General features: G+C 27.6%; 22 protein-coding genes and 2 pseudogenes. 4 read left to right on the top strand and 20 right to left on the bottom strand.

Annotation, left to right across the window (positions count from 1 at the left end):
• Positions 1 to 278: 278 nt before the first annotated feature.
• From NQ543_RS05090 to NQ543_RS05080, 3 genes and pseudogenes are all read right to left on the bottom strand, one after another.
• Complete coding sequence (locus tag NQ543_RS05090) at positions 279 to 6,170, bottom strand: glycoside hydrolase domain-containing protein (RefSeq protein WP_004609983.1); 5,892 nt, start codon at positions 6,168 to 6,170, stop codon at positions 279 to 281.
• Between the two features lie 419 nt (positions 6,171 to 6,589).
• A pseudogene (locus NQ543_RS05085) lies at positions 6,590 to 7,156 on the bottom strand (conjugal transfer protein TrbL family protein).
• On the bottom strand, positions 7,107 to 7,298 hold the full coding sequence (locus NQ543_RS05080) for a SpaA isopeptide-forming pilin-related protein (protein ID WP_004609985.1): 192 nt from the start codon (positions 7,296 to 7,298) through the stop codon (positions 7,107 to 7,109). Before NQ543_RS05080 ends, NQ543_RS05085 begins: the two are co-directional and overlap by 50 nt.
• A gap of 49 nt (positions 7,299 to 7,347) precedes the next feature.
• Between NQ543_RS05080 and NQ543_RS05075 the strand changes: the two genes are divergently transcribed.
• On the top strand, positions 7,348 to 7,875 hold the full coding sequence (locus tag NQ543_RS05075; protein ID WP_039904268.1) for a hypothetical protein: 528 nt from the start codon (positions 7,348 to 7,350) through the stop codon (positions 7,873 to 7,875).
• Positions 7,876 to 9,018: 1,143 nt separating this feature from the next.
• On the opposite strand, the gene NQ543_RS05070 is transcribed toward NQ543_RS05075, so the two are convergent.
• The 3 genes and pseudogenes from NQ543_RS05070 to selD form a co-directional block, all read right to left on the bottom strand.
• Complete coding sequence (locus tag NQ543_RS05070; protein ID WP_004609989.1) at positions 9,019 to 9,435, bottom strand: YjdF family protein; 417 nt, start codon at positions 9,433 to 9,435, stop codon at positions 9,019 to 9,021.
• A 214-nt stretch (positions 9,436 to 9,649) separates the two neighbouring features.
• The gene (locus NQ543_RS05065) at positions 9,650 to 10,000 is read right to left on the bottom strand and encodes a VOC family protein (protein ID WP_004609990.1); all 351 of its coding nucleotides are present in this window, start codon (positions 9,998 to 10,000) and stop codon (positions 9,650 to 9,652) included.
• Positions 10,001 to 10,056: 56 nt separating this feature from the next.
• Positions 10,057 to 10,530: pseudogene (selD, locus tag NQ543_RS05060) on the bottom strand (selenide, water dikinase SelD); the annotation flags it as partial.
• A 171-nt stretch (positions 10,531 to 10,701) separates the two neighbouring features.
• On the opposite strand from selD, the gene yqeC reads away from it, so the two are divergent.
• Positions 10,702 to 11,409: a selenium cofactor biosynthesis protein YqeC gene (yqeC, locus tag NQ543_RS05055; RefSeq protein WP_004609993.1), complete on the top strand. Its 708-nt coding sequence runs from the start codon at positions 10,702 to 10,704 to the stop codon at positions 11,407 to 11,409.
• A gap of 668 nt (positions 11,410 to 12,077) precedes the next feature.
• Here the strand turns inward: yqeC and brnQ are convergent.
• Positions 12,078 to 13,178: a branched-chain amino acid transport system II carrier protein gene (brnQ, locus tag NQ543_RS05050; RefSeq protein ID WP_004609994.1), complete on the bottom strand. Its 1,101-nt coding sequence runs from the start codon at positions 13,176 to 13,178 to the stop codon at positions 12,078 to 12,080.
• A 296-nt stretch (positions 13,179 to 13,474) separates the two neighbouring features.
• On the opposite strand from brnQ, the gene NQ543_RS05045 reads away from it, so the two are divergent.
• A complete protein-coding gene (locus NQ543_RS05045; RefSeq protein WP_004609995.1) occupies positions 13,475 to 13,897 on the top strand; it encodes a hypothetical protein in 423 nt (140 codons plus the stop codon).
• A gap of 94 nt (positions 13,898 to 13,991) precedes the next feature.
• Here NQ543_RS05045 and NQ543_RS05040 read toward each other — a convergent pair whose 3' ends face one another.
• The 12 genes from NQ543_RS05040 to NQ543_RS04985 form a co-directional block, all read right to left on the bottom strand.
• Complete coding sequence (locus NQ543_RS05040) at positions 13,992 to 14,471, bottom strand: YbaK/EbsC family protein (protein WP_004609996.1); 480 nt, start codon at positions 14,469 to 14,471, stop codon at positions 13,992 to 13,994.
• A gap of 118 nt (positions 14,472 to 14,589) precedes the next feature.
• Complete coding sequence (locus NQ543_RS05035; protein WP_004609997.1) at positions 14,590 to 15,486, bottom strand: SIR2 family NAD-dependent protein deacylase; 897 nt, start codon at positions 15,484 to 15,486, stop codon at positions 14,590 to 14,592.
• Positions 15,437 to 16,198 (bottom strand): protein-ADP-ribose hydrolase, encoded by a 762-nt coding sequence (locus NQ543_RS05030; RefSeq protein WP_004609998.1) that lies wholly within the window; start codon positions 16,196 to 16,198, stop codon positions 15,437 to 15,439. Before NQ543_RS05030 ends, NQ543_RS05035 begins: the two co-directional genes overlap by 50 nt.
• A 74-nt stretch (positions 16,199 to 16,272) precedes the next feature.
• A complete protein-coding gene (locus NQ543_RS05025) occupies positions 16,273 to 16,491 on the bottom strand; it encodes a DUF6429 family protein (RefSeq protein WP_004609999.1) in 219 nt (72 codons plus the stop codon).
• A gap of 146 nt (positions 16,492 to 16,637) precedes the next feature.
• A complete protein-coding gene (locus NQ543_RS05020; protein ID WP_004610000.1) occupies positions 16,638 to 16,772 on the bottom strand; it encodes a hypothetical protein in 135 nt (44 codons plus the stop codon).
• Positions 16,773 to 17,049: 277 nt separating this feature from the next.
• Positions 17,050 to 17,172: a hypothetical protein gene (locus NQ543_RS05015; protein WP_004610001.1), complete on the bottom strand. Its 123-nt coding sequence runs from the start codon at positions 17,170 to 17,172 to the stop codon at positions 17,050 to 17,052.
• 121 nt (positions 17,173 to 17,293) lie between these two features.
• Positions 17,294 to 17,458: a hypothetical protein gene (locus NQ543_RS05010; RefSeq protein WP_004610002.1), complete on the bottom strand. Its 165-nt coding sequence runs from the start codon at positions 17,456 to 17,458 to the stop codon at positions 17,294 to 17,296.
• A gap of 253 nt (positions 17,459 to 17,711) precedes the next feature.
• Positions 17,712 to 17,891, bottom strand: a complete 180-nt coding sequence (locus tag NQ543_RS05005) for an SWIM zinc finger family protein (protein WP_004610003.1) — start codon at positions 17,889 to 17,891, stop codon at positions 17,712 to 17,714.
• Between the two features lie 57 nt (positions 17,892 to 17,948).
• Positions 17,949 to 18,827 (bottom strand): sensor histidine kinase, encoded by an 879-nt coding sequence (locus NQ543_RS05000; RefSeq protein ID WP_083784288.1) that lies wholly within the window; start codon positions 18,825 to 18,827, stop codon positions 17,949 to 17,951.
• A 21-nt stretch (positions 18,828 to 18,848) separates the two neighbouring features.
• Positions 18,849 to 19,634, bottom strand: a complete 786-nt coding sequence (locus NQ543_RS04995) for an ABC transporter permease (RefSeq protein ID WP_004610005.1) — start codon at positions 19,632 to 19,634, stop codon at positions 18,849 to 18,851.
• A 2-nt stretch (positions 19,635 to 19,636) separates the two neighbouring features.
• On the bottom strand, positions 19,637 to 20,536 hold the full coding sequence (locus NQ543_RS04990; RefSeq protein WP_004610006.1) for an ATP-binding cassette domain-containing protein: 900 nt from the start codon (positions 20,534 to 20,536) through the stop codon (positions 19,637 to 19,639).
• A gap of 96 nt (positions 20,537 to 20,632) precedes the next feature.
• A complete protein-coding gene (locus tag NQ543_RS04985) occupies positions 20,633 to 21,304 on the bottom strand; it encodes a response regulator transcription factor (RefSeq protein WP_004610007.1) in 672 nt (223 codons plus the stop codon).
• Between the two features lie 307 nt (positions 21,305 to 21,611).
• Here NQ543_RS04985 and NQ543_RS04980 point away from each other — a divergent pair, with 307 nt between their 5' ends.
• The gene (locus tag NQ543_RS04980; RefSeq protein WP_039904271.1) at positions 21,612 to 22,673 is read left to right on the top strand and encodes a metallophosphoesterase; all 1,062 of its coding nucleotides are present in this window, start codon (positions 21,612 to 21,614) and stop codon (positions 22,671 to 22,673) included.
• A gap of 50 nt (positions 22,674 to 22,723) precedes the next feature.
• Here NQ543_RS04980 and NQ543_RS04975 read toward each other — a convergent pair whose 3' ends face one another.
• Positions 22,724 to 23,290, bottom strand: a complete 567-nt coding sequence (locus NQ543_RS04975) for a sugar O-acetyltransferase (RefSeq protein ID WP_039904273.1) — start codon at positions 23,288 to 23,290, stop codon at positions 22,724 to 22,726.
• Positions 23,291 to 23,460: the final 170 nt, after the last annotated feature.

The raw sequence follows: 23,460 nt of genomic DNA, 5'->3' as shown, positions 1-23,460 counted from the left end.
ATAGCTTGACCACACAAATCGTTATAGCTCAACCACTGGATTATTTAAAATCCCAATTAAAATATAAAACATATGAAGTATAACCAAAAGAAAGGAACAATTTTCTCCTGTTGAGATTACTGTTCCTTCTTTCATATTTTTGACTTTGGGAGTCTTAACTTTTTTATTTCATTTTAAGGCCCCTCCAATTTGCCCCCAAATTTCTGACGGTTCCCCTTAAAAATTTGGGTAACCCAAAATTATGATAGCTCAATATTCATTTTAAGATAAAATAGTAATTAATAATTTTGATTATTCGTTATTCTTTGTTTAATGATTATAGCACCAAGAGCAATTAATGATATCACTGCAAATGTACTATATAACGCAACATTGTTTGTATTACCTGTTATTGGATTAGCATTATCTTCCTTTTCATCTTCAATAGGTTCTGCAGGTTTTATTGGTTTACTTGGTTCAAGTGGTTTACTTGGTTCAAGTGGTTTACTTGGTTCAAGTGGAGTCCAAGGAAGTTTATTCACTTTAACTAAACCATCCATAGCGTCTAGTAGTAATTTAGTAGCTGAATCAACTTGTTCTTGTGTAGCATTTTCATCAATTTTTTCTGCTACGCTTATAGCAGCACGTAATACATCAAATGATTCTTTTGTATAATCATCTTTATTTAGTGCGTTTGCTTCTTTTAATAGTTTATAAAATTTATTAAAATCTACTACTGGTTTCTTTACCAATGATTCAAAACCTTTTTTTAATACATCTAAAGTTTTATCAACTTGAACTTGTTGTGAGAAATCATCATCCTGTACATCTAAAGCATGATTATATGCTTCTATGAATTCTGCATATGATTTTTCAGTATAAGAATCTTCTGGTAATAATTCTTTTTTCACTTTCTCAATGTATTCGTTTAATGAATCTCGATTTACTAATCCATAGGCATTTTCTAAATGACCAATTTTAAATTTTGCTTGTTTGATATAACATAAGTCAGTTGTTACTTTACCCCATCCCCAATTTTCAGAGAATTCACGATTCCAGTGACCATAAGAATCCATGATAAATGTACCGTCTTCTAGGACAACTACACCAGTATATCCTGTATCACCAGAATATGTATTTTGAGCCCAATCTTCTTCTAATTGGATAACATAATCACCATCTTCTTGGTTCATTAAATCTTCATAAGTTCCAACCCACGCAACCCATTCACCACAGTGCCAGTCATTACCGCCATCAAATTTACCATTGTCGTTTAAATCATATTGAATTTCTCGGAAAGTAATTAACAATCTCCCACTAATTGGATCGTAAGTAGCTTTATGACGTTCTCCAGCTAAAGAACCTGGTAAATCTATTGGCTTAGACCATGTTTCACCTTCATCATCTGAATAAATTAATGTTGTTGGATTTTTATGTGATTGGCTTCTAGCAAGACCAACGATACGTTCACCGTCAGGAGATCTAAACATTCCAATTTCACACATTTGATATTCTTTTTCAATTGACCGATAATCTTGTAAAAAAGTCTCTGGTTCACTCCATACCTCATTACCATTTTCATCAAATGTTAAGTATGTTTTGAAGTTTTCATAAGCATAGTTATGATAAATACCCATCCATTTTTGGATATAATTTCCATCTTTATCTTTAAGTTGCACTAAACTTGCCATCGCAACGATTGCATCATTATCATCATTTCCACGAATCTTCTCATAGAAATGTTTGTATTCTGTCCATGTTTCTCCATTATCATCAGAATAACTAGTATTCCATCCATAAGTATTGCCATCGTTGTCAGTCCCCCATCCAGGACAAGCAGTAATCAACATAATACGTTCAGTTCCATCTTCGAGATTTAAGACATACATAGTAGGTGTTTCTTGAGATCCAACCCATGATTTTGGAGTGTTTTCTTTTTCAGTCCATGTTTCTCCATTATCATCACTAATTTTCATGATGATAGGTCCTTTTCCATGTCCTTTAGGATAAGCCGTAATTAAGCGACCAGATTTAGTTCTAACCATATCTGGTTGACCTAAATATTGACGATCAGTACCTGGTGCCTTTTCAACATCACTTAAGTATTTTTCTGGAAGTTCATATGTTTTCAACACGTTTTTAATATTAATTTTCTTTTCAACATTAATTTCAACTTCTTCTCTAAATCCACCAGCTTTATTTTCAACAACAATGATTGCTTTACCTTTTGCTACTGCTGTTACAGTTCCTTCATCATTTACAGTAGCAACTAGAGGGTTTAATGATTTATATGTAATTGTTTTATCAACATTATCACTAATTAAATTAGTTTCAATTTGATAAGTTTCATTTAAGAACATATTAACATTTTTTTCACTAACATTTAAACCTTTTAATAACATATCAGAAGTAACTTCAGCTTGACTTAATACTCGATTATAAACTTTTAATTCATCAATATATCCAGTAAATCCTGTTCCACCAATAACATCAATAGGAGCTAATGTTTTTCCAGTTTTTGTCCAGTTATTATTCGCAAAAAATTTACCATTTACATACATTGATAAACCGTCTTGCTTACTTTGAGTCCAGACAATGTGGTACCAATTATTTTCTTTAAATGGATATGCAAATGTTAAAACATCTCCATCTTTTTTACCAACATGGAATCCCGCATCACGTGTTGGAGACATTTTTAAGTCGAATGAGAAATCTAAACCTCGATCCATTAATACGGAAACACGTTTATTTAATTCTGCAGTACAATTCACCCAGTAACTTACTGACCATGAAGAATCTTGATTAAATTTATTATCTTCTTCAAAAGTAACATTCTGTTTTTCATTGTCAATATATAATGCATTTCCGGACTTTCCATCTTTAAATTGTGCTTCATTTACTGTACCATTTCTATCACCCCAAGAATCATCAGCATTTCCCTCAAATGGATAATAGTATTCTTGAGATTCTTCATCTATTTTAACTGTAGTAACAGTCACTTTTATTGTATCAAACTTGGTTTTATCTTGTGATGATACTGCTTTAATTGTTGCAGAGCCTAATTTATTTCCTGTAACAACTCCATTTTTGTCTACTGAGACAATTTTTTCATTCGAACTTTCCCAGTAAACGTTTGAATTTAATACATTTTCAGGTAATACTTTTGCAGTTAATTGTTTTGTACCGTTTAATGTAACTTCTACATTATTTTCATTAATCTCAACACTTTCAACGTCATTAGTACCATTTTCTTTTAATTTGATATATTTATCAGTTAAGTCATTTAAATCAGATTTGAAGGTATTCATTTCTTCAGCTAATTTTTCGATTTCTGCTTCTGTCATGTATCTATTATTAACCGTTCTGGCAATTTGGGTAACTTTAGAATACATTACGTCAACATCAGTTTGTAGCCTAGGAATTTCAGCTAATATTTGTTTAATTTTGTTAACATCACGAACCCCTTCCCCCATTCTTTCTAAACGAACAGAACTTTTTGAAACAGGGTTTTCAGTACCTTTTACATCTGGATAGATTAAGAAACAATCGCCAGGCTCAAATGCGTTATGAGTTGCGTCATTTAATGGATCTTCAACCCATGCATCATATGCCCAACGTAAGAATCCTCCAGTTTCTTGACCAGCATTAATTAGTGACCAATAACTTTCTACTGGTGCACTTAAAGAGAAATTTCCTGGTTGATGTTCAGTACAAGAATATAACGTAGTTTTATATCCTAAAGCTTCACGTTCTTTTACTAATTCACTAAACGCTTCTGGATTTGCTGCCGCTGCAGTGTCCCCAACATTTAAATCAGTAACTCTTAGAGCTAAATCTTTTTTAGTTGTGAAATGATCCATTGCTCCAGCAGTTTTTAAAGGAACATCATTAATATTTACAACTGAATCAATTAAATCAAATGCTCTTCCATCAAATCCTCTTTCATCAATTCCAATATATGAATCATAAAACCAACCTTTTTCCATTAGATGATCAATCAAATCTTTTAGGAAATCTCCCCAAACTTTTTTATAACGATCACTTCCAACTGTGTATGATTCGTAAGTCAATTTATTTCCTTCCCAGTAAGCAAATGAATTATGCCACGGCGCAATACTATAAAGTACGATTTTATCTCCAATTCCCAATGATTTATTAAATTCAACCCATTTATCAAAATCTGTATAATCATAATTAAATGAACCATCTGTATTTTTAGTCCATTTAACCATTGATGGGTAATGAACATCATTTTTACTATAAGTTTGTCCACCCCATGCTTCTTCTACAATTGTGGTTGTGATTGCATGACCACCAATACTTTTATATAGTTCCATTCCAGATTTCATGATTTCTAAATGTTCATCACTGAAAGGAACTACACCATAATACTCAGCAGACGCATAAGGATATTGCCATAATTCAATATCAAATGAATCCCTATATTCGTCAGCATCTTTTAAAGTTACATCTTTAATATCAACTATATAAGTAAATGTTAATGGGTTATCTAAGCCATCAGCTTCCACTGTTAAAGTTGTTGTATATTTACCAGCTACAGCGTTTTTTGGAATATAAAGTTCAACCCAAACTGGTTGAACTTTATTGAATCCAACATTAATTGGGGATGTTTGATATAAAATATCAGAACTTTCTCCTCTATTTTTCCCATTATCTTCAGGTACAGGACGTGTTGTGCTACCATATCCTAAAAATGGTCCATTATAAGCTTTCGTCGATTTAATAAACGTAGTAGTAATATTATCTTTACTAATAGTATTATCTCCACTTACTAAATCCGTTGCAGTAACTTTCACATTTTTCAACGAACATCCTTTTGTAATTAATGCAATTTCTGATAATAATCTATCATTTTTCCACCCAAATAATTTTTTTGATGTTAATCCTAGCTCATTAACTTTATCATAAGTTTCTTGAGTATATTGAGTATCAATATCTACAATACTACCATGTAAACTTAAAGTCCCTTGCTCAACCGTAACATTTATTTCTTCTTTAATGCTATATGCATCAGAAATTACAGTAATTATAGTGTCTCCTACTCCTTCGGCAATAATTTCGCCCTTTGCATTAACTGAAGCAATATTTGAATCAGCTGTTTCATAACGTACATCTTTTAAGTCAGCGTAATCTGGTGTAACTGAATAAGTAATTTGATGTGTTGCACCCTCAATTAAGGTGATATTTTTATCTGCAATCTCAATACCATTTACAGCATATGGAGCATGATATACAACTACCTTAGCACAGTCTATTCCTGTGTTTGTTGCAGCATCTTCTTTCTTACCTGTAGCAACAGCTTTTAAAGTATGTTTACCTTCACTTAATCCATCGATTTTTTTTATCAACGTAGAGTTAATATTCTCCTTATTATATAAACTATATTCTCCATAAAAAATATCATCTACATAATATGCAACATAACCCATTGGTTTGTTTTTTCCAGCATAGATATCAATAGCATGTCCAACAAAATCTACAGTATAATAAACTTCTTTTGGATTATCTTTTGGAGGAATTGTTGACCAAGTATGCTCATCACTATCACCTAACCAATGTCCATCTGAGAAAGTAAATTTATTGCTAGTTCCTGAAGTTTTTTTATGAGAAATTGTAGTTGTTTCTTCTATTTCTGCTCTAGAACCATACACTTTAGCATAACTAACTTGTAAACCTTTTTGACTTCCATCATTTGGTAATAATACAGTTATAGTATGAGTTCCATACGCTAAATTTTTAACGGAATATAAAACTTGTTCTTTTGCTACCCCTGTAGTTTCAAGTGTAACTTCCTCTGATTCCCCTTCATCAAGTTTGTAAATATTTTTTGATGAACCAGTCGGAGTTATTCCAATTAATTCAACACCTGTACCTACGAAAGTAAACTGATAACTATGTTTACTTGCTTCGGTATTATTCTCATTCCAAACCCAGTGCTGTGTTTTTAATTCGCCTTCACCGATTTTAGCATCTGAATTGGACCAACCAGTTAATCCCGCATCATCTTCGCTTTCACTATAAATAAAATAATTTTGAAGAGTAGTGGATGTTACATTGTCATCTACTACTAGATAGTCTTCTTTTGCAAATGTTGTAGTTGCTACTGATGGCATAACATACATAAAGGCCATCATACTACTCACTAAAACCTTAAAAAATTTTTTTATCATTTTATTTTCCCTTCTTACATTAATAAATGAATTGTACTCCCATTATTCTTTATATTTCCGCCTTAAATAATAAACTTTTTTCAAGTACAAATACTGATTTGTTAAGCTATTAAGCTTCTCCTTTTTAATATTGTCTAAAATCAAAGTATATAATAATTTTCTTTCTGATTAATATCACCTTCTTTATAAAAATAAGTTCATGTATACTCTCAATAACATATTAAAGCAGTATACATGATTAACCGCTTACATTATAATTTAAAAAAGAAAAAAAGATTTATATTTTTTAATATACTTTTTATATTTTTTATCAAATTCTTTTAATATTATGTTATGTTATTTATGTACACATACTTGGCAAAAAAAATGTAACTACTTTGCGCTTAATATGCTTAAATTCAATAGAGATACTATCTCAACTATTTCACTGAATTCATTACTGTCTTGGTAATCATCACTGCCGACTGCATTCCATATACCGAGCTCATCAAATTTCCTTTCGTTGATGTTTCTAATCCAAACTGTTGCGCGATTCTTGGTACTTCTGCATCCGCAAATAACATTCCTAGTCCTAATAGCAATTCTGTCTACAAAAATGCTGTAAAACATTTTGCAATCGTCTGCTCGCACCATGATATGAAACCATCCGTAAATCCTCTAGGAACACTGAACATATACAAACTTGCTACTGCAACTTGGATTAGCAATATTCCTCCATGTTTCAAGTTTGCAAAAAACACTTTGATGACACAGTATCCAATCATGATGATCATGACCTGGGTAATCAGTATCCCCATATTGAGATTCATGATGATCTCCTGTGCATTATTCGACATTTCTCCAATTTCTCCACCAATAAACGAAGTCATTCCCCCAGTCATTTGTGTCTGCAATGATATGCAAAATTTATATAATTCTACAGGCACTGTCCATTTGTCATCTAGTGTTTTCGTTTCTCTGACTATACGTACCAAACGGTAATTCATCTGATACTGCGTAACCTTTCTTGTCGGTTACCAGAACTTTTGCTGTTTCTCCTTTTGCATTTTTAGTAATCGGTGCTTTTTCCAATGAGCCATATTTATAAATATCTTTCTGTGCTTTTACTGTTAATTCAACACCTTCCAACAGGTCTGCTTCTCCTGTATTATCGGAAGTGGTACTATGTCAAGAAAAAGTGCCAGAACGATTTTACAGTGAGAAAAATGATATAAATAATGTTGCGTCATTAAAAGCTGCATGTTCAAATAATAATATTCATTATAAAACAATGAAAAAACTAATGGAGACGAATGAATATGAAATAGTTTCATACTTTGAAGATGAAAAAATGACTCAAAGGATGGCACGAATTGAAGAAAAAAATAAGCTTGTAAACGAAGTAAAACAAATGAGAAATAAAGGAATGTCATATACAAAAATATCTGAGTTGCTTAATAGTAGTCGAAAAACTGCAAAGAAATATGCAACAGATGGATTTTTATTTACAATCGAAAATATATCATGCCATCGAACAAACAGTTGCGAAAAATATCATACAGAAATTCAAAATATGGTAGATAATCATTATACTATCAAAGAAATATACAAACATATTGTAACTAAAGGGTATGAAGGTAAGTATGGGAATATTAAACAAACTGTAGCTCAAATAAAAAAACAGGACAATTTCAATATAAGATTGTTTTACCTCGCAAGTATGTGATTAAACTTTTATATAAACAGTTAGATAAAATTGATGGGTTAAGTAAAGATAAATTACGTAAAGTCTATCAATTATATCCAAAAGTGAAGATACTTTTAGAACTTTTTATGAGTTTAAAAGCATCTTACATAGTATGAAATCAGTTCATGCATTAGAATCTTGGATAAAGAAAGTAAGTATAGATAGTTTTGGTCATATTATTATTTTTATCACTGGAATAAGGGAAGATTATGATGCGGTCAAAAATAGTATTTTATATTAAGAAAGTAATGGTGTTGTTGAAGTATCAGTTAATAAACTTAAACTTGTTAAAAGAATAATGTATAGTAGATGTAGTTTTGAATTACTTAAATCAAAAACGTTAATGATGAATATAATTAAGTAATTTCAACCAACATTGGAAAGAGCCATATTTATGTTAGCAAATATAAGCGTCCTCACCCTCAACGGTCAAATGCCCCTCATTAAAGGTAGAACCAATCGAACCGTCATTCATTACTTTTTCATAAATCTAATGCTCCTTTCATTTTGGGTAATAAAATAGCCGTCCAATAAGAACGGCTGGAAATAGAAAAGGAACGTCATTTTAGGCGTTCCAAAGTCTATGAAATATTCAATTTTTTATACTGACGTGTTACTCATCAAAATCTCAAATTAAGGTTATTTGACACCAATTTTTCTTTTCTGGTATCAGAAGTTTACTACCATACTATCTTTTCAATTCTTGAACAATCATTATTATATTCTTGCAAAAATATAAAGAAGTTTATGAGTTATATGAAAGCAGCTGTAATAAGTACAATATTATTATGGAGAAATTGGTGAAACAACAATAGATAAGATTTGTTGTTCTAAATATTCAAGCAAACTCTTTAATACCGCTTTAGAATTAGGAAGTACAAAAGCTATGTTTTGATTATAATAATCTGTTCGTCAAATATATTAACTTATGGATATAGTATAGTATTGACTATTTAGCTATGCCAGGTATTAAAGAAGATACAAAACAAAGAGGTGCAACTTTGATTACAATAAATAAGAGTGGAGAATATGAAATCAAACCATATCGATTAATAGAATTAGAATAATAAAAAACTTTAAAATATAAAATTAAACTTTATTAAAAAAGCGTAGGGGTAATTATTATCTGCCCCTATGCTTTTCCTTTCTTTTTTGCTGTTTCAGTTCAAATTTACGCTTTTTATTTATTTCTTGTTGTTTGCGGTTTTTCATCTTACGTTCAATTTTAAACTGCTCCTGCTGTAATTTTAAAGCTTGCCTAGATTTTGTTGCTAATCCAGTATTATGCATTTGTTTGCGTACTTCACGTTGCATTCGTTTTGGATTATAATTTACCTCTTTTACATCAGTTGCCACAGCCAGACTAAAGTGCAAGCGATAGTAGTTTTTCAAAATAAAATGATATACCTCATAATCTTTTGGCTCCGTTTTAAATGTAACTTTACATACAGATAATTTTTCTTGCGATATCTGTTCAAAAACACCTACCCAAAATGGCATTTCAAAAAATACTGTCACTTTGATTGATACTTTGTCCATGACAATTCCTCCTTAAATAATAATACTAAGCAAAGAATGGACGACCCTAAGGAGGGAGGGTTACTTACACCAATTGGTGCGACCGGGCTACCTACCGACTCTGTAAGATCACATTTCTTACGTTGCGTTTTTATCTTTGTATTTTGATTTTATCATATTATTAATTGTTTATCAACTAAAGCATTAGTTTGTTATTTCTATTATTAAATCACTTTTATTTAATCGGTGCTGTTAGTTCAATATGATTACCTTCTGAATCAATAAATTCTACAACCCAATTATTATTTATTTTTGTTAGTGGAAAACATAGTTTTAAATTTTTAATCTTGTTTTTTAATACATCTAAATTTTCAACATCTATACTAGGTAAACAATTACTGCCATATACATGAGTTTCATCTACTTTTTTAAAAGCAAATAATCCTAATCTAAACCCATCAATATCAAAAACACTATAAATATCATCTTTTATAAAAACTTCTTTTTCAAAAAAATTCTCATAAAATTCAATTGCCCTATACATATCTTTTACACATAAATATAATGATCTAATATGACATTGCATAACTCTTTACTAACCCCCTAATTTAACATCAAAAAACATTCTTATTTTACATTACAATTTTGATAAATTTTATCAGGATGTATTTTTCCAGTAACACTTAAACCATATTTAATATCTTCATCTTGAATCGAATGACCGCCAACTAATATTCCACCGGCTTCTTCTACTTTTTTAGCGCCACCCATTAAAATTTCACCTAATACGTTTAAATCATCATTTTCAGGAAAACATACAATATTTAAAGCACTAATTACCTCGCCACCCATTGCATAAATATCACTTAACGCATTTGTCGCAGCAATTTGTCCAAATATATAAGGATCTTCAACCATCGCTGGGAAAAAATCCAAAGTCGTTACAATCGCAAGATCATCACGTAATTTATATACTGAAGCATCATCCTTAGTATCATAACCAACTAATAAATTTTTATCTTCTTTTCTTGGTAGTTTAGCTAACACATGATCTAGCACTCCAGCACCTAATTTAGCACTACAGCCTCCGCTTTTACAAAATATTTTCTTTTCCATAATTATCTCCATATCTTCTATATATTTTTTTCCAACTATAAACCAAACTATTCTTATGATTACTTGTCTTTATTTTCTTCCAAAAATTACATTTAGCAATTAAAAAATTTTTCACAACATTATTTTACAATATATCTGATTTATTTTATACTACTTTTAGGAAGTGATGTAATGAAAACAGCTATTTTAAAATTAATTAAAAACGCCAAACTTGATCATGAACATTGTATATCTTTAATTGGTGGTGGAGGCAAAACCACGCTTGTTTTTGAACTCGGTGATGTTTTTTGTAAAGACGAAAAAACTATTTTAACAACAACTACACATATGCTCTATCCTGATCATTTAGATAAACAACAACTTTGTTTACACGAAGATATTTTAGAAATAAAACAAAAACTAAAGTCTTTAAATTTATTATTTTTAGCTAAACCATATATTAATAATAAAATACAATCTATGTCTTTTGAATTTTTATCAAATGTATTATTACAATGCGATAAAATGATTATTGAAGCTGATGGTTCTAAGCATTATCCTTTAAAATTTGAAAAAGAAAATGAACCTGTCGTGCCTAGTTTTTGTAACTGTGTAATTCAAGTTGTAGGCGCAAATGCAATCAATAAAAAAGCTAATGAAGTTCTGCATCGCTATTTACTTGCAAAAAAGTATTTTAATTGGCAAGATGATCCAATCGTTGATCTTTTAATTCTTAAACAAATAATTATATATAATTTTAATAAAGTTGCGGCTAAACGTAAGATTGTTATAATTAATCAAATAGATGTTTTAAAAGATTTTTCTTTGTTATATTTATTAAAGAATCAATTACCCTATGAGATTTATTTTCTTTCTGTTAAAAAAGATTTGTTCTATTAAATATATCATTTTCAAAATCCTTGAGTCATTTCTTTAATCTGACAATTTTTGTATTTTACTATAGACAATTTTATTTGTTGTAGTAGAAAAGCATGTTATTACATTGATTTATAAAAATTACTGGAGGAAAATATGAAAATTGTAATTATTGGTGATGGTAAAGTTGATTTTGCTATTCAAACAGCTAAGTCAGGAAGGATATGATATAACAATCATTGAAAATAAACCACAAATATCGAATTTAACAATAGCTGTTTTTAGACGTTGTTGAAAACGGGAAAATGATATATCAACTATGATGTATTAAAAAAGTTCAAGTTAATCAAGTATATTTAGTAATCGCATTAACTTCAAGTGATGAGATTAATATTATAAATTGTTTAATGACTAAAAAATGAATACTGATTATACTATAATGAGAATTAGAAATCCTAAATACATTGCCACAAAAAAATGTTTGTTCTTTAAATTTTCTAAATTTAATTAAAATAAATTCTTTTTCTAAGAAATGTTTAGAAATTTATCTAGTTTTAATCTTTATAGCCCCATTAATTCAGGTTCATAAAAAATTTAATTGTATGGAAGATATCTCTCTCCTTTTTTAATATACCTATAACATATTATGAATTTTTATATTATAAAAAGTGAGAATTCACTCACTCTTTAAATTATTTATTTTCTTTATATGGCAAAATAATTCCGATCAAAACAATAATAATTGAAATTGGACACATAATTGATAGAATTGGAACAGAAAATTCTAAAATAAAATCCAATCCAAAACTTGAAACTACAAAACTAAATACTGTAAATATAAGTAGCCAATTTTTATAAGAAATTTTTGGGGCAAGTTCATGAAAATATTCTGAACAGCAAGATAATAATCCTGCTGCTACATTAAAACATGCGATAAAGAAAATTGCTCCGACAATCCATTGACCCCATGAACCAAACGCACTATTAATTGCATAAGATAAAACTTCTGCACCATTATTTGAAGTAGACATAACCGAAGAAGTATGCATTCCAATATAGCCAGTAATTATATAAACAGTTCCTAATAAAATCCCGGCAATGACTCCAGCTTTCATACTTTCTTTAGCAATCTGTCCTGGTTTTTTTATACCTAAAGCCTGAATATTTAAAGTAATAATAATTCCAAAATTCAAGGCTGCTAAAATATCCATAGTTTGATATCCCTCGACAAAACCCGTTATAAAAGCATTATTTGCATAAGAATCAGTTGCTGGTGATAAACCAAAAGGAACGATAAATATTGTTCCTAGAAAAAGAATACCAATCAATATTAATAATATTGGTGCAGTTATTTTTCCAAGTAAATCTTTTAAACGATTAGGATGTAATGCAGCATACCCTGCCAAAATAAAAAATAAAAAAGCATAAATCATTTGTGACAAAAAAGAACTCGAAATAAATGGAGCTAATGTCATTTCAAATGAAGTAGATGCAGTTCTAGGAATAGCAACACATGGTCCAATTAGTAAATAGACTAATGTAATAAAAATTAGTGTAAATTTTGGATGAAAACGGTCAGTTATATTTTTTAAACCACGATGTTTTGATACAACAATTACTGCAACAGTTGGTATAACAACCGCAGTTAAAATAAAACCTAGTATTGCTAGTACAAACTGTTCGCCACTTTTGGCACCTATTAATGGTGGGAAAATTAAATTTCCCGCACCAAAAAACATTGAAAATAAAGTTATTCCAATAATCAAAGTATTTTTTAATGATAATTTATCCATAATTAACTCCTTTTAAACATAGCATACTTACTATATCAAAATATTTATAACCTGCCTACTTTAAATTTAAAAATTTTATGTTTAATGTCGAATTAATAAATTTCATCATACCTTTAAACAAAGCTAAAACAAATATACTCTTATTAATTGAAAATAAAAATTAATAAGAGTATACTTACTGTAGTGAAGGTATTTATATTAAACTTTTGTTTAAACTAATATTTAATACTAATTTATGAATTTTATTATATCTTTTAAATATATCTGAATTATATATCCATGGAGGTTTAATATTCATGAAAAAATTATATTTATACTTAATCAAAAATACTAAAAAAATTAATTTTATTTGTTTATTATGTTGTATTATTCCAATTATAGCAGGGATATGTTTATGGATATGGTTGCCAGATAAGCTTATTTGCTGGAACACGGTAACTGCTTCAATGAGTGGAACAGGTAGTAAGTTTGAAATTATTTTTATTTATCCTTTGATAATGCTTATCATTGAATTATTTATCATTAAATTAGCTGATGCACTAATTAATAAGACTGTAGCTAATTTAACAAAAATATTTATCCCTCTTTATGTTTTATATACATCGATAATATCATTAGCTAATGGTATGAATAATTTATTTATAAGTTTAATACTTACTATTATATTGTTTATTTTTGTTTTATATTTAAGTAATATCTATAATAAAAAATCAATTTAAAATGGTAGTGATAAAGTATTGTTTTATCACTACCATTTTTATTATCCATATATGTAATAACTAAATAAAAGCAATAATTTCTATTTTAATATTACTAAACATCTACAGACCAATCTTTGCAAACATCTACCCAATCGATAAAATGAGAATGAATTTCTAATTTAGCTAATGATAGATATACTGTACTATAATCATTTCCACCTGCAGGATAAACTTTTTCAAAACGTTTTAGTGATATATCAAGATACACGGCTACTTCTTTGTTAATTGCAAAAGGACATACTCCTCCTGGTGCGTGACCAATAAGAGTTTCTACTTGACAAGCTGGAATCATCTTTGCCTTTTCATTAAAGGTATTTTTATATTTTCTATTGTCAACTTTACTATCCCCTGCTGCAACAATTAAAATTGGTTTTCCATCAACTAAAAAAGACAGTGTTTTAGCAATTTGACATGGCTTACAGCCAATTACTTTTGCTGCCTCTTTTACTGTAGCACTTGATTTTTCAAGTTCGATAACTCTATCTTCCATTCCAACATTTTCAAAATATTGTTTTACATCTTCAAAAGACATTTTTTCACCTTCTTATAACTTATTAATATTAGTATATACTATAAAATCAGCAAAATAAACATATAAAGTATCTGATTTATAAATCACTCAACTAAATACCATAACCAATAAAAAGATACTAATTATTAGTATCTTTAGCTAACATGGTTTGTAAATCTTTAATTACTTTATAAATGTCTTCTTGAATACAAATTGTTTGCTTTTTTATTTCTTTTGGATAGTAGGTATCTTGAACATTTATACAGGCATATAATGCATTTTTATTTTTAAGTGTCATATTCCAAAAAGGGTATTTAATAATGCCTGGAGTATTATTTCCTACTCCTAGTTCTAAAAATAAAATATGCTGTTTTTTATGTGATTTTAAAAATTCATGATAACATTTGGCTGCTTGATGCCATCCTTTATCTTCAACAAATGTATCATCAATGCGTAAATTCATTGTCATCAATGCACCACAGTGAGGACAATAAGGAATCGCTTGAGTCGGTATTTTCATCTCTTTTTGTTTTGATACCATATTTAAAATTTCTTTTTCATTATCATAAGTTATTGGCTGACAGGCTTTGGAACATTGAAACAAACCATAATCTCCTTGACTGTAAAATAACCGTTGTTTATCAAATCCAGCTTTTTGAAAACAATGATCAACATTTGTAGTAAGAACAAAATAATCTTTATCTTTAACTAACTGATACAATTTTTGATATACCGGTTTTAATGGCTCTTGATAACGATTAATATAAATATAACGGCTCCAATATGCCCAATACTCTTCTAAAGAATCAAAGGGATAAAAGCCTCCAGCATACATGTTAGCAATCCCATATTTTTCATGAAAATCACTGAAATATTTCATAAAACGTTTTCCATCATATGTAAATCCAGCAGCCGTAGATAATCCTGCACCAGCTCCAATAATTATTGCATCAGCTTGTAAAAAAGCATTTTTTAATTTATATATATTATCTAAGTAAACTTGCGTAGATGTCATAATCGTTTTTTGTAAAAACATTAAAAATCACCTCTATTTCATGATCTTTTTGATATTCATAAACAGTTTGAATTGCAATTTTAGCAGCTATATCATTAGGAAAATGAAACTCACCAGTTGAAATACAACAAAATGCAATACTATTAAGTCCCTTTTCACTAGCTAATTTTAAACATGAATTATAACAAGATCGTAATTTTTCACAATCTGATTTTTTTAACTTATTAATTATAATTGGGCCAACTGTATGTAAAATATATTTACTTGGTAGATTAAATGCTGGAGTGATTTTTGCTTTTCCAGTTGCTTCATCATGGCCTTGTTGAGCCATTAGCTTAGCACAAGCTAGTCGTAATTGAATTCCAGCATAACTATGAATTGCATTATCAATACAACCATGGTTAGGATAAAAACACCCTAACATCTGACTATTAGCAGCATTTACAATCGCATCACGACAAAGCGTAGTAATATCCCCTTGCCATAAATATATTCCTTTTTTTATTGGTGTAAGTAAATGACAATCTGTAATCCCCTTTTTAGCAATTTCTTCTTGTAAATATTCGTCTTGTATTTTTAAAAATTCATTAGATGCTTCTTTGGGAAGACGAATATTGAATAATGCTCGTAATAATTGTTTTTGTAATGTAGGTGTTTTAGGAATTTTTATTTTTTCTTGTTGTTCTTTTAAAAGTTCTTTTATTAAGTAAATTCTTCGTTCTTGTTGTAACATGTTTCTTACCTCTTTATTTTATAAATGTAACTATAATCATTACAACATTAGTATAATATCTCTTTGTTGTAATGTCAATAGTTACATTTATTTACGAATAAAACCGCTGAATTCAGCATTTTTGGTAATATATACGCTTTATCCCATAATTTATTAATAACATCAAAATCATAACCTCTCCATGCATAATAATCTTTATCTTGATTAAAAGCACTATCATTTTCAAATCTAGATAAATACATTAACACCATCGTAAGTTCTTTCATCGCTTCTTTAGCCGTAATTTTTTCCATAACAACTATCTTCTATAATCTTTCTAATTCTTCCATCGTTGTTTTTCTTTTACTATACATAATTTTCCAATTTTTAACTATATCTCGAACAGTTTTATCACCAGCTTTGATTTTCGTCATTTTTTTTTAGGATCATTATCTATTCCTTATATTTTTTGATTAACTATATAAGTAGCCATCTTATTTAATTCTTCAGTATATTTTTGTAATAGTTCTTGAAAATAATCATCTTTTAAAATATTTTCATATTTAAATACATAATTTAAGCCTGGTGATTTCAAAACATAATCTAATAATCGATCATAGAGTTTTCCTTCTTTATATAAATGATCAATATAACTCCTTTAATTTTAAGTTATGTTCTTTAACTAATCCTAATTTATCTGCACCTAACTTTAATGATTCTTTTAAAACTTTGATTGCTTGGTTATATTATTTTTTTATTAATACATGTTGAAATATAATATTCTCGAATTCTTGGATATTTACAGTTTTCTTTACAATATTTATCAATATCATCAAATGAAAATTTTAATTCTTCCATTATTTTAATGTGATTTAAAGCCCAATTTTCAATATTATAATTTGTTGTCCAACTTTCTGATTTTTTTCAAGCATTACCTTATTTTCTGTATATAATAATTTATCTTTTAAACTTTTTTCACTTTTAAATTGTTCCATTAAAATCTCTTCTAAATACTCTTCAATGTAATCAATAACGGACCATCAAATATTTAATAAACCATTGATATATTTTAGCTTCAATTTGCTCATTAGCTTGATCTGAAATTTTATTCCACACTTAATAACACTTACTAGCAAACATTCCAAGGCCATCATCAGAATCATCCATCTCGACATTAAATACACTTAAAAATAAATAACTAGTTAACTCAAAAGCTTCTAAGTAATTACCAGCATCAATCATCATATTAACACTTTCATCTAAGTATTTTTCCATAGCCATTATAAACTTACCAGCTTGATGATATGAAATAAAATAATCTCGTCCTAAAAATGATTTAATTGTTTTATTGATTTGTTTTTTTATATTGCTTTATATCTATCTTCGACTTGTCTACTAACATTTTAAACTTCAATAAAAGTTTATCATCATCTTTTAAAACATTAAAAAGAAAATCACGTACTTGTTTATCACTAGCTTTTTCAATGATTTCATCAAGTGTAGAAGAATTATTGGAAATATAATTGTTTATTGATTATTTGTATTCTATATGCTCCTGATATGTATATAAAACTGCTGTTATATGCTTACAATTATGCCCATCCATAGCATATGGACAAGAACAATACATCTCAATTATTTCGTCATCATCAAAAATTATTTCAACATCGTAATCATTATTTTGCACTAATATTATTTTTTGAAATATGTTCATTAACTACGGCACCCTCTAAATAAATGTTCCCATTTCATTATTTACATCTCCTTTATTTTATATGTTTGTATTTATTGTTATTATTAAAATATCATTATCCAATGTTGCTTTAATTGACCAATTATGAATTTCAACAATCTTTTTTACAATTGATAATCCTAGTCCGGTAGAATTTTGATGTCTTGCTTGGTCACCTTTATAAAAGCGATCAAAGATACTTTCAAGATCAAATTGTTTATTATTATCTATATTATTAATAAAACTAATGATTCCGTTTTCTTCATTAATTTCAAAATAGTTTTTACCATGTTTAAGTGCATTATTTACTAAATTTTGAAGCATTCGCATAGTCATTTCTTGATTTGCATTAAGCAAAAGATGTTCATTTGAAAATAAAATAACAGGTTCAATATTTTTTGAATCAAAATCATAATAAAATGATGCTAATACTTTACAAATAAGGGGATATATTTCAAATTCTTCTTTTTTGATTTGATAATCGCTGTCATTTATTTTTGAGTGTAAAAATAAATCTTCTAAAATTGTTTTTAATGTTTCTAAACGATACTCAATTGTATCTAAATACTTTTTCTTTTCTTCTTCATCACTAGTTTCCTCAATTAATTTTAAGTATCCTTGCATACTAGTAAGCGGTGTTCTAATATCGTGAGATATTCCTGACATTAACGTTTGCATTTCTTTTTCTTTTTTTAATGCTAGTTCTTCGATTTCTTGAGTTTTTTTGTATAAAGAATTTATTTTCTTTTGTAAATATTTAATTTGTTTTAAATTACTTTGAATCGATATTTCAAAATGACTTTCATGTTCGTTTTTATAATCAATTTGTTCATTAATTTTTTTAATATCATTTATCAAAATAAAAAGAAGGCTTAAGCTAATGATTGTTATAATGCAAAAAATAGCACACAAGATCATCACTACTTAACACCTCCATATTTACAAATCTCTTTTTTGAATAATTTTAATACTAATAATAGTATACACTATAATATAAATGATTGAAATGAAAATTGTTTTTATCATGGTACTATGATTAAATGAGATAATATTTGTAAAAAGATAGGAAAGTGAATATTTTGCTAAATTTGAAAGATGAATAAATTCAAGAATCCCATTAATAAAAGGAAATAGCATTCCTGAAGCAATTAAAAATAATAAAATAATTCCAGCTGTTTTGTTTTTAAATAATGTTGATACAAAAATAATTAAACTAAACATTGCCATAGATAATAAAAACATTACTATTATAGATTTTAAAATTATTGATAATGACTCAATTTCAAAGCCTTCAATCAAAATATTTCCTAATATAAAACTTAGACTATAACAAATAAATAAAATAACTAATGACATAATTATTGAAACAACGACTTTTGAAATAATCATTGCATTTCTACCATTAGGTAAAGTTGCTACATTTTTAACATAGCCACTGCTATATTCATGACAAACAAATAAACTAAGATATATTCCTAAAATCAATACTCCAAATGAATGTCCAAACGTTGTAGCATAACCATTAAGTGATTTAACAACAGTATCAACTTGAATATAAAAACCTGGTTCATTAATAATATTAGTTGAATTGAAATTACTTGTATTTTGAGTTGATGTTTGCATTACTATACATACTATATATATGAAAATAAAGATGCCTATAGAAACCCAAAAACCTTTACTTTTTGATAGTCTTGTTATTTCTGATTTTATAATATTAAACATATTTAGCCTCCGATCTTTTCTAAAAAGTATGATTCTAAGTCTTGTTTTTGATAATATATTTGATTTATTTTAATATTATGTTTTGTTAATACTAGATTGATTTTTGAACTTTCGATATTATCATATATTCTTATTTCATTATTTTCATGAACAATATAATCATAAATTCCTAAATCATTTTCTAATAATGGGATAGCTTTTTCTACTTGTTCAACTTTTAATAACAAATAATCTCGACATTTTTGATCAAGTTCTTTAGCACTAATTTCTTCAATAATTTGACCATCACGAATAATTCCATATCGTGTTGCAACTTTACTTAGTTCTCCAAGAATATGGCTACTAATAATAATTGTCATTTTTTTATTTTCATTGAGATATTGAATAACTTCGCGGATCTGTCTGATTCCTTCGGGATCAAGACCATTAATTGGTTCATCAAGAATCAATAAATCTGGATTACCTAACAGAGCTAATGCAATTGCTAATCTTTGTTTCATTCCAAGAGAAAATTTCTTAACAATCTTTTTACTTTTAAAATCAAGTTTTACTAGATTTAATAATTCAATAATTTTTTCTTTATCTTTAAGTCCCATCGCAATCGCTTTTAATTCCATATTGTCATATGCTGATAAATTAGGATATAAACCCGGATTTTCAATTAATGAGCCAATTCTTCTATCAGTAAATTTATTTCTTGACTCACCAAATAATTTAATTTGACCAGATGTAGGAAAAATAAGACCCACTATCATTTTTAAAGTTGTTGACTTCCCTGCCCCATTTCTGCCAATAAAACCATAAACGTCTCCTTTTTTAATTGTCATATTTACATGTGATACTGCTTTTGTATCTTTGTATGTTTTACATAAATTATTGATTTCTACAACATTTTCATTCATCTTGCTCCCTCCTTGATTACATTTTTTATTATAAATATTAAAGTTTTAAAAAGTACAAAGTAATTATAAAGAAAGTATAAAGAAAAAGCTGAATTATTATTCAGCCATCTTAAATCCAATGCCCCACACTGTTTTAATATAGTCTTCATCAGTTTGTTTACTAATTTTTTTTCTAATATTACTTATATGAACATTAATTGTTTTATCATCACTAAGATAATCATCATTCCAAGCATATGCGTATATCTCTTGTTTTGTAAAAACTCGTTTAGGATTTTGTATTAATAATTCAAGAATATAATATTCGTGTCTAGTTAATTGAAGCAGTTGATTATTAATGATTGCATCATAGATTTGATTATCTAAAGTTAATTTTTTAAAAGTCATATTATTAGTTTTTTTATTGCTTTTTCTTAATTGAACATGAATTCTTGCTAGTAATTCTTCTAATTCAAATGGTTTGCATAAATAATCATAAGCCCCTATTTCTAATATTTCTACTTTACTATTAAGAGAATCTTTTGCTGTTAAAACAATAACAGGAATATCTGATTTTTCTCTAATTTTAACAAGAACTGATTTGCCATCCATACCTGGAAGCATTAAATCTAAAATAATAAGATCATAATTATCATCTTTACAATATAAAAGCCCTTCTGTTCCAGAATAGGCCTGATAACATTTAAAACCATTTTTATTTAAATAATTATAAATCATTTCGTTGATATCATTATTATCTTCAATAATCAAAATATTAGTATTTTCCACTTTTTCACCCCATCTATTTTTATTTAAACTAATATTATCAAATTAAAATTATAAAATAAATAAAAATAGCATGATAACTTATTAATAAATTTAAATATATCTATTAAAAATATATATTATTAGTACTTAATTTTCTATAATATCCAAAAAATTATTAATTTACTATTAAAACAAAAAATGTTATATATGATATTAATACATTTATTAAAGTTAATGATTTTATTTTTGATATTTTAGAAATATTTAATTATTTTTAAAGTTTGTATATATTTTTATTTTGTAAAATATGATTATGGAGGTATAATCTATGCAATTTTTAATAATGAGTATTGTTCTTTTTTTAGTTTTTGTTTTATATTTTCGATATTTATTTAATCTTTGTTTTTCATTCAATAAGAAAATTATTCTATTATTAGCATGTCTTTGTTCAATTCCCTGTTTAAAGCCCAATAGTATATTATTTATTTTTGAAGTTCACTTTATTTTAATTTCTTTTTTAATGACAAAATTAATGAAATATATAATAAAAAAACAAGATAAAACTAAATTAAGATTACTTTTTATTATTATCATCCCCATCTTTATTTCAAGTTCTATTTTAACTTATGGCTATATGAATATAAAAGATATTAGAAAAACAGAATATACAATTTACACGAATAAAAAATTAGATAAAGAATTTAAATTAACGATGATTTCCGATTTACATTATCCATGTTCCACTGATAAAAAAGAATTACTTGAAATCGTAAATAAAATAGAAAATGAAAATTCTGATGCGATTATCTTAAATGGCGATATTATTGATGAATATACAACAAATAACGAAAAAAAAGAAGTCTTCCAAACTCTTGGTAGACTATCAAAAACAACCCCTGTTTTTTATATATTTGGTAATCACGATACTGGTGAGTATTCTTTAAATAATCATAGTTCTTATGATTATTTAAAAAAATTAATTGAATCTTATGGTATTGAAGTATTAGCAGATAAATCAGTTACGCTTGATAATCTAACAATAATTGGTAGAAAAGATCTTCATCAACCATATAGAAAAGATATTTTACAACTAACAAAATCTATAGATGATAATCAATTTAATATTGTTTTAGATCATCATCCAAAAGATTTAAAAGCTAGTGCTAAATCTAATATCGACCTTCATTTATCAGGTCATACTCATGCTGGACAAGTTTTTCCGGCATACTATATATTTGAGTTATTTAATATTAATGAATTAAATTATGGAAAAGAAAAAATTGACGACATGACTGCAATAAATTCATCTGGTATTGGTGGTTGGGGATTTCCAATTCGAACTCAAAATCATAGTGAATATGTTGTAATCAACATCAAACATAAAAGTTAAATAAAAATAAAATATTTATCGATTTTCAATTATCATCTATAATTTGTATATCACTTTCCAATTTTATCAATTGTTTTAATGATTTTAGCTGGATTTCCTGCTACTACAACATTAGCCGGTACATCTTTTGTTACAACACTACCCGCCCCAATTACAGCATTATCTTTTATCGTGATTCCTGGTAATATACAACAATTACCTCCTATCCATACATTTTTACCAATTGTAACTGCTTTTCCATATTCAATATCATTTAATCTTTTTTTAGGATCTAGGCAATGACAAGCAGTATATATATGAGTATTTGGTCCAATTAACGTATGTTCCCCTATTTTAACAAGACACACATCCAAAATAACACAGCCATAATTAAGCATTACATTTTTACCAATAAAAATATTATATCCATAATCACAATAAAAAGGTGGTTTTATCCAAAAATTACCCTCAGTATTTATTAACTTTTTTAATAATCTTGAACGCATATTTATTTCATTAAAGCATTTTTTATTATATTTTGTACATATTCTATTTGCTCGTGCTCGATCTAATACTAATCGTGGATTAGCTGGATTATATATTTCTCCAGAAATCATCTTTTCTTTTTCACTTTTCATTTTTTCCTCCATTTATATCTTCATTATTCAAAAATAAAGATATAATTTATATTGCTTTAAAATAATACTTCAATTTTGATTTGAAGATCAATAACATGCCTTAATTATATCATAATAATAAAAATAGATTATATCGGTTATAAAAACTAAATAAATTTATAGTTTTTTCT

The sequence above is a fragment of the Thomasclavelia spiroformis DSM 1552 genome (genome assembly GCF_025149465.1).
Lineage (GTDB): Bacteria > Bacillota_I > Bacilli_A > Erysipelotrichales > Coprobacillaceae > Thomasclavelia > Thomasclavelia spiroformis.
The sequence above is the reverse complement of the archived record's forward strand: the minus strand, read 5'-3'. Positions and strand labels throughout refer to the sequence as shown.

Bases quoted from the DNA above. Each gene is read 5' to 3' on its own strand.
- NQ543_RS05010 (WP_004610002.1), bottom strand. From the start codon at position 17,458: ATGGCTATGGAAAAATACTTAGATGAAAGTGTTAATATGATGATTGAT.
- NQ543_RS04980 (WP_039904271.1), top strand. From the start codon at position 21,612: ATGCAATTTTTAATAATGAGTATTGTTCTTTTTTTAGTTTTTGTTTTA.
- NQ543_RS05005 (WP_004610003.1), bottom strand. From the start codon at position 17,891: ATGAACATATTTCAAAAAATAATATTAGTGCAAAATAATGATTACGAT.
- NQ543_RS04975 (WP_039904273.1), bottom strand. From the start codon at position 23,290: ATGAAAAGTGAAAAAGAAAAGATGATTTCTGGAGAAATATATAATCCA.
- NQ543_RS05040 (WP_004609996.1), bottom strand. From the start codon at position 14,471: ATGTCTTTTGAAGATGTAAAACAATATTTTGAAAATGTTGGAATGGAA.
- NQ543_RS05030 (WP_004609998.1), bottom strand. From the start codon at position 16,198: ATGTTACAACAAGAACGAAGAATTTACTTAATAAAAGAACTTTTAAAA.
- NQ543_RS05035 (WP_004609997.1), bottom strand. From the start codon at position 15,486: ATGTTTTTACAAAAAACGATTATGACATCTACGCAAGTTTACTTAGAT.
- NQ543_RS05045 (WP_004609995.1), top strand. From the start codon at position 13,475: ATGAAAAAATTATATTTATACTTAATCAAAAATACTAAAAAAATTAAT.
- NQ543_RS05070 (WP_004609989.1), bottom strand. From the start codon at position 9,435: ATGGACAAAGTATCAATCAAAGTGACAGTATTTTTTGAAATGCCATTT.
- NQ543_RS04995 (WP_004610005.1), bottom strand. From the start codon at position 19,634: ATGTTTAATATTATAAAATCAGAAATAACAAGACTATCAAAAAGTAAA.
- NQ543_RS05090 (WP_004609983.1), bottom strand. From the start codon at position 6,170: ATGATAAAAAAATTTTTTAAGGTTTTAGTGAGTAGTATGATGGCCTTT.
- NQ543_RS05065 (WP_004609990.1), bottom strand. From the start codon at position 10,000: ATGCAATGTCATATTAGATCATTATATTTATGTGTAAAAGATATGTAT.
- NQ543_RS05025 (WP_004609999.1), bottom strand. From the start codon at position 16,491: ATGGAAAAAATTACGGCTAAAGAAGCGATGAAAGAACTTACGATGGTG.
- NQ543_RS04990 (WP_004610006.1), bottom strand. From the start codon at position 20,536: ATGAATGAAAATGTTGTAGAAATCAATAATTTATGTAAAACATACAAA.
- yqeC (WP_004609993.1), top strand. From the start codon at position 10,702: ATGAAAACAGCTATTTTAAAATTAATTAAAAACGCCAAACTTGATCAT.
- NQ543_RS05000 (WP_083784288.1), bottom strand. From the start codon at position 18,827: ATGATCTTGTGTGCTATTTTTTGCATTATAACAATCATTAGCTTAAGC.
- NQ543_RS05015 (WP_004610001.1), bottom strand. From the start codon at position 17,172: ATGGAACAATTTAAAAGTGAAAAAAGTTTAAAAGATAAATTATTATAT.
- brnQ (WP_004609994.1), bottom strand. From the start codon at position 13,178: ATGGATAAATTATCATTAAAAAATACTTTGATTATTGGAATAACTTTA.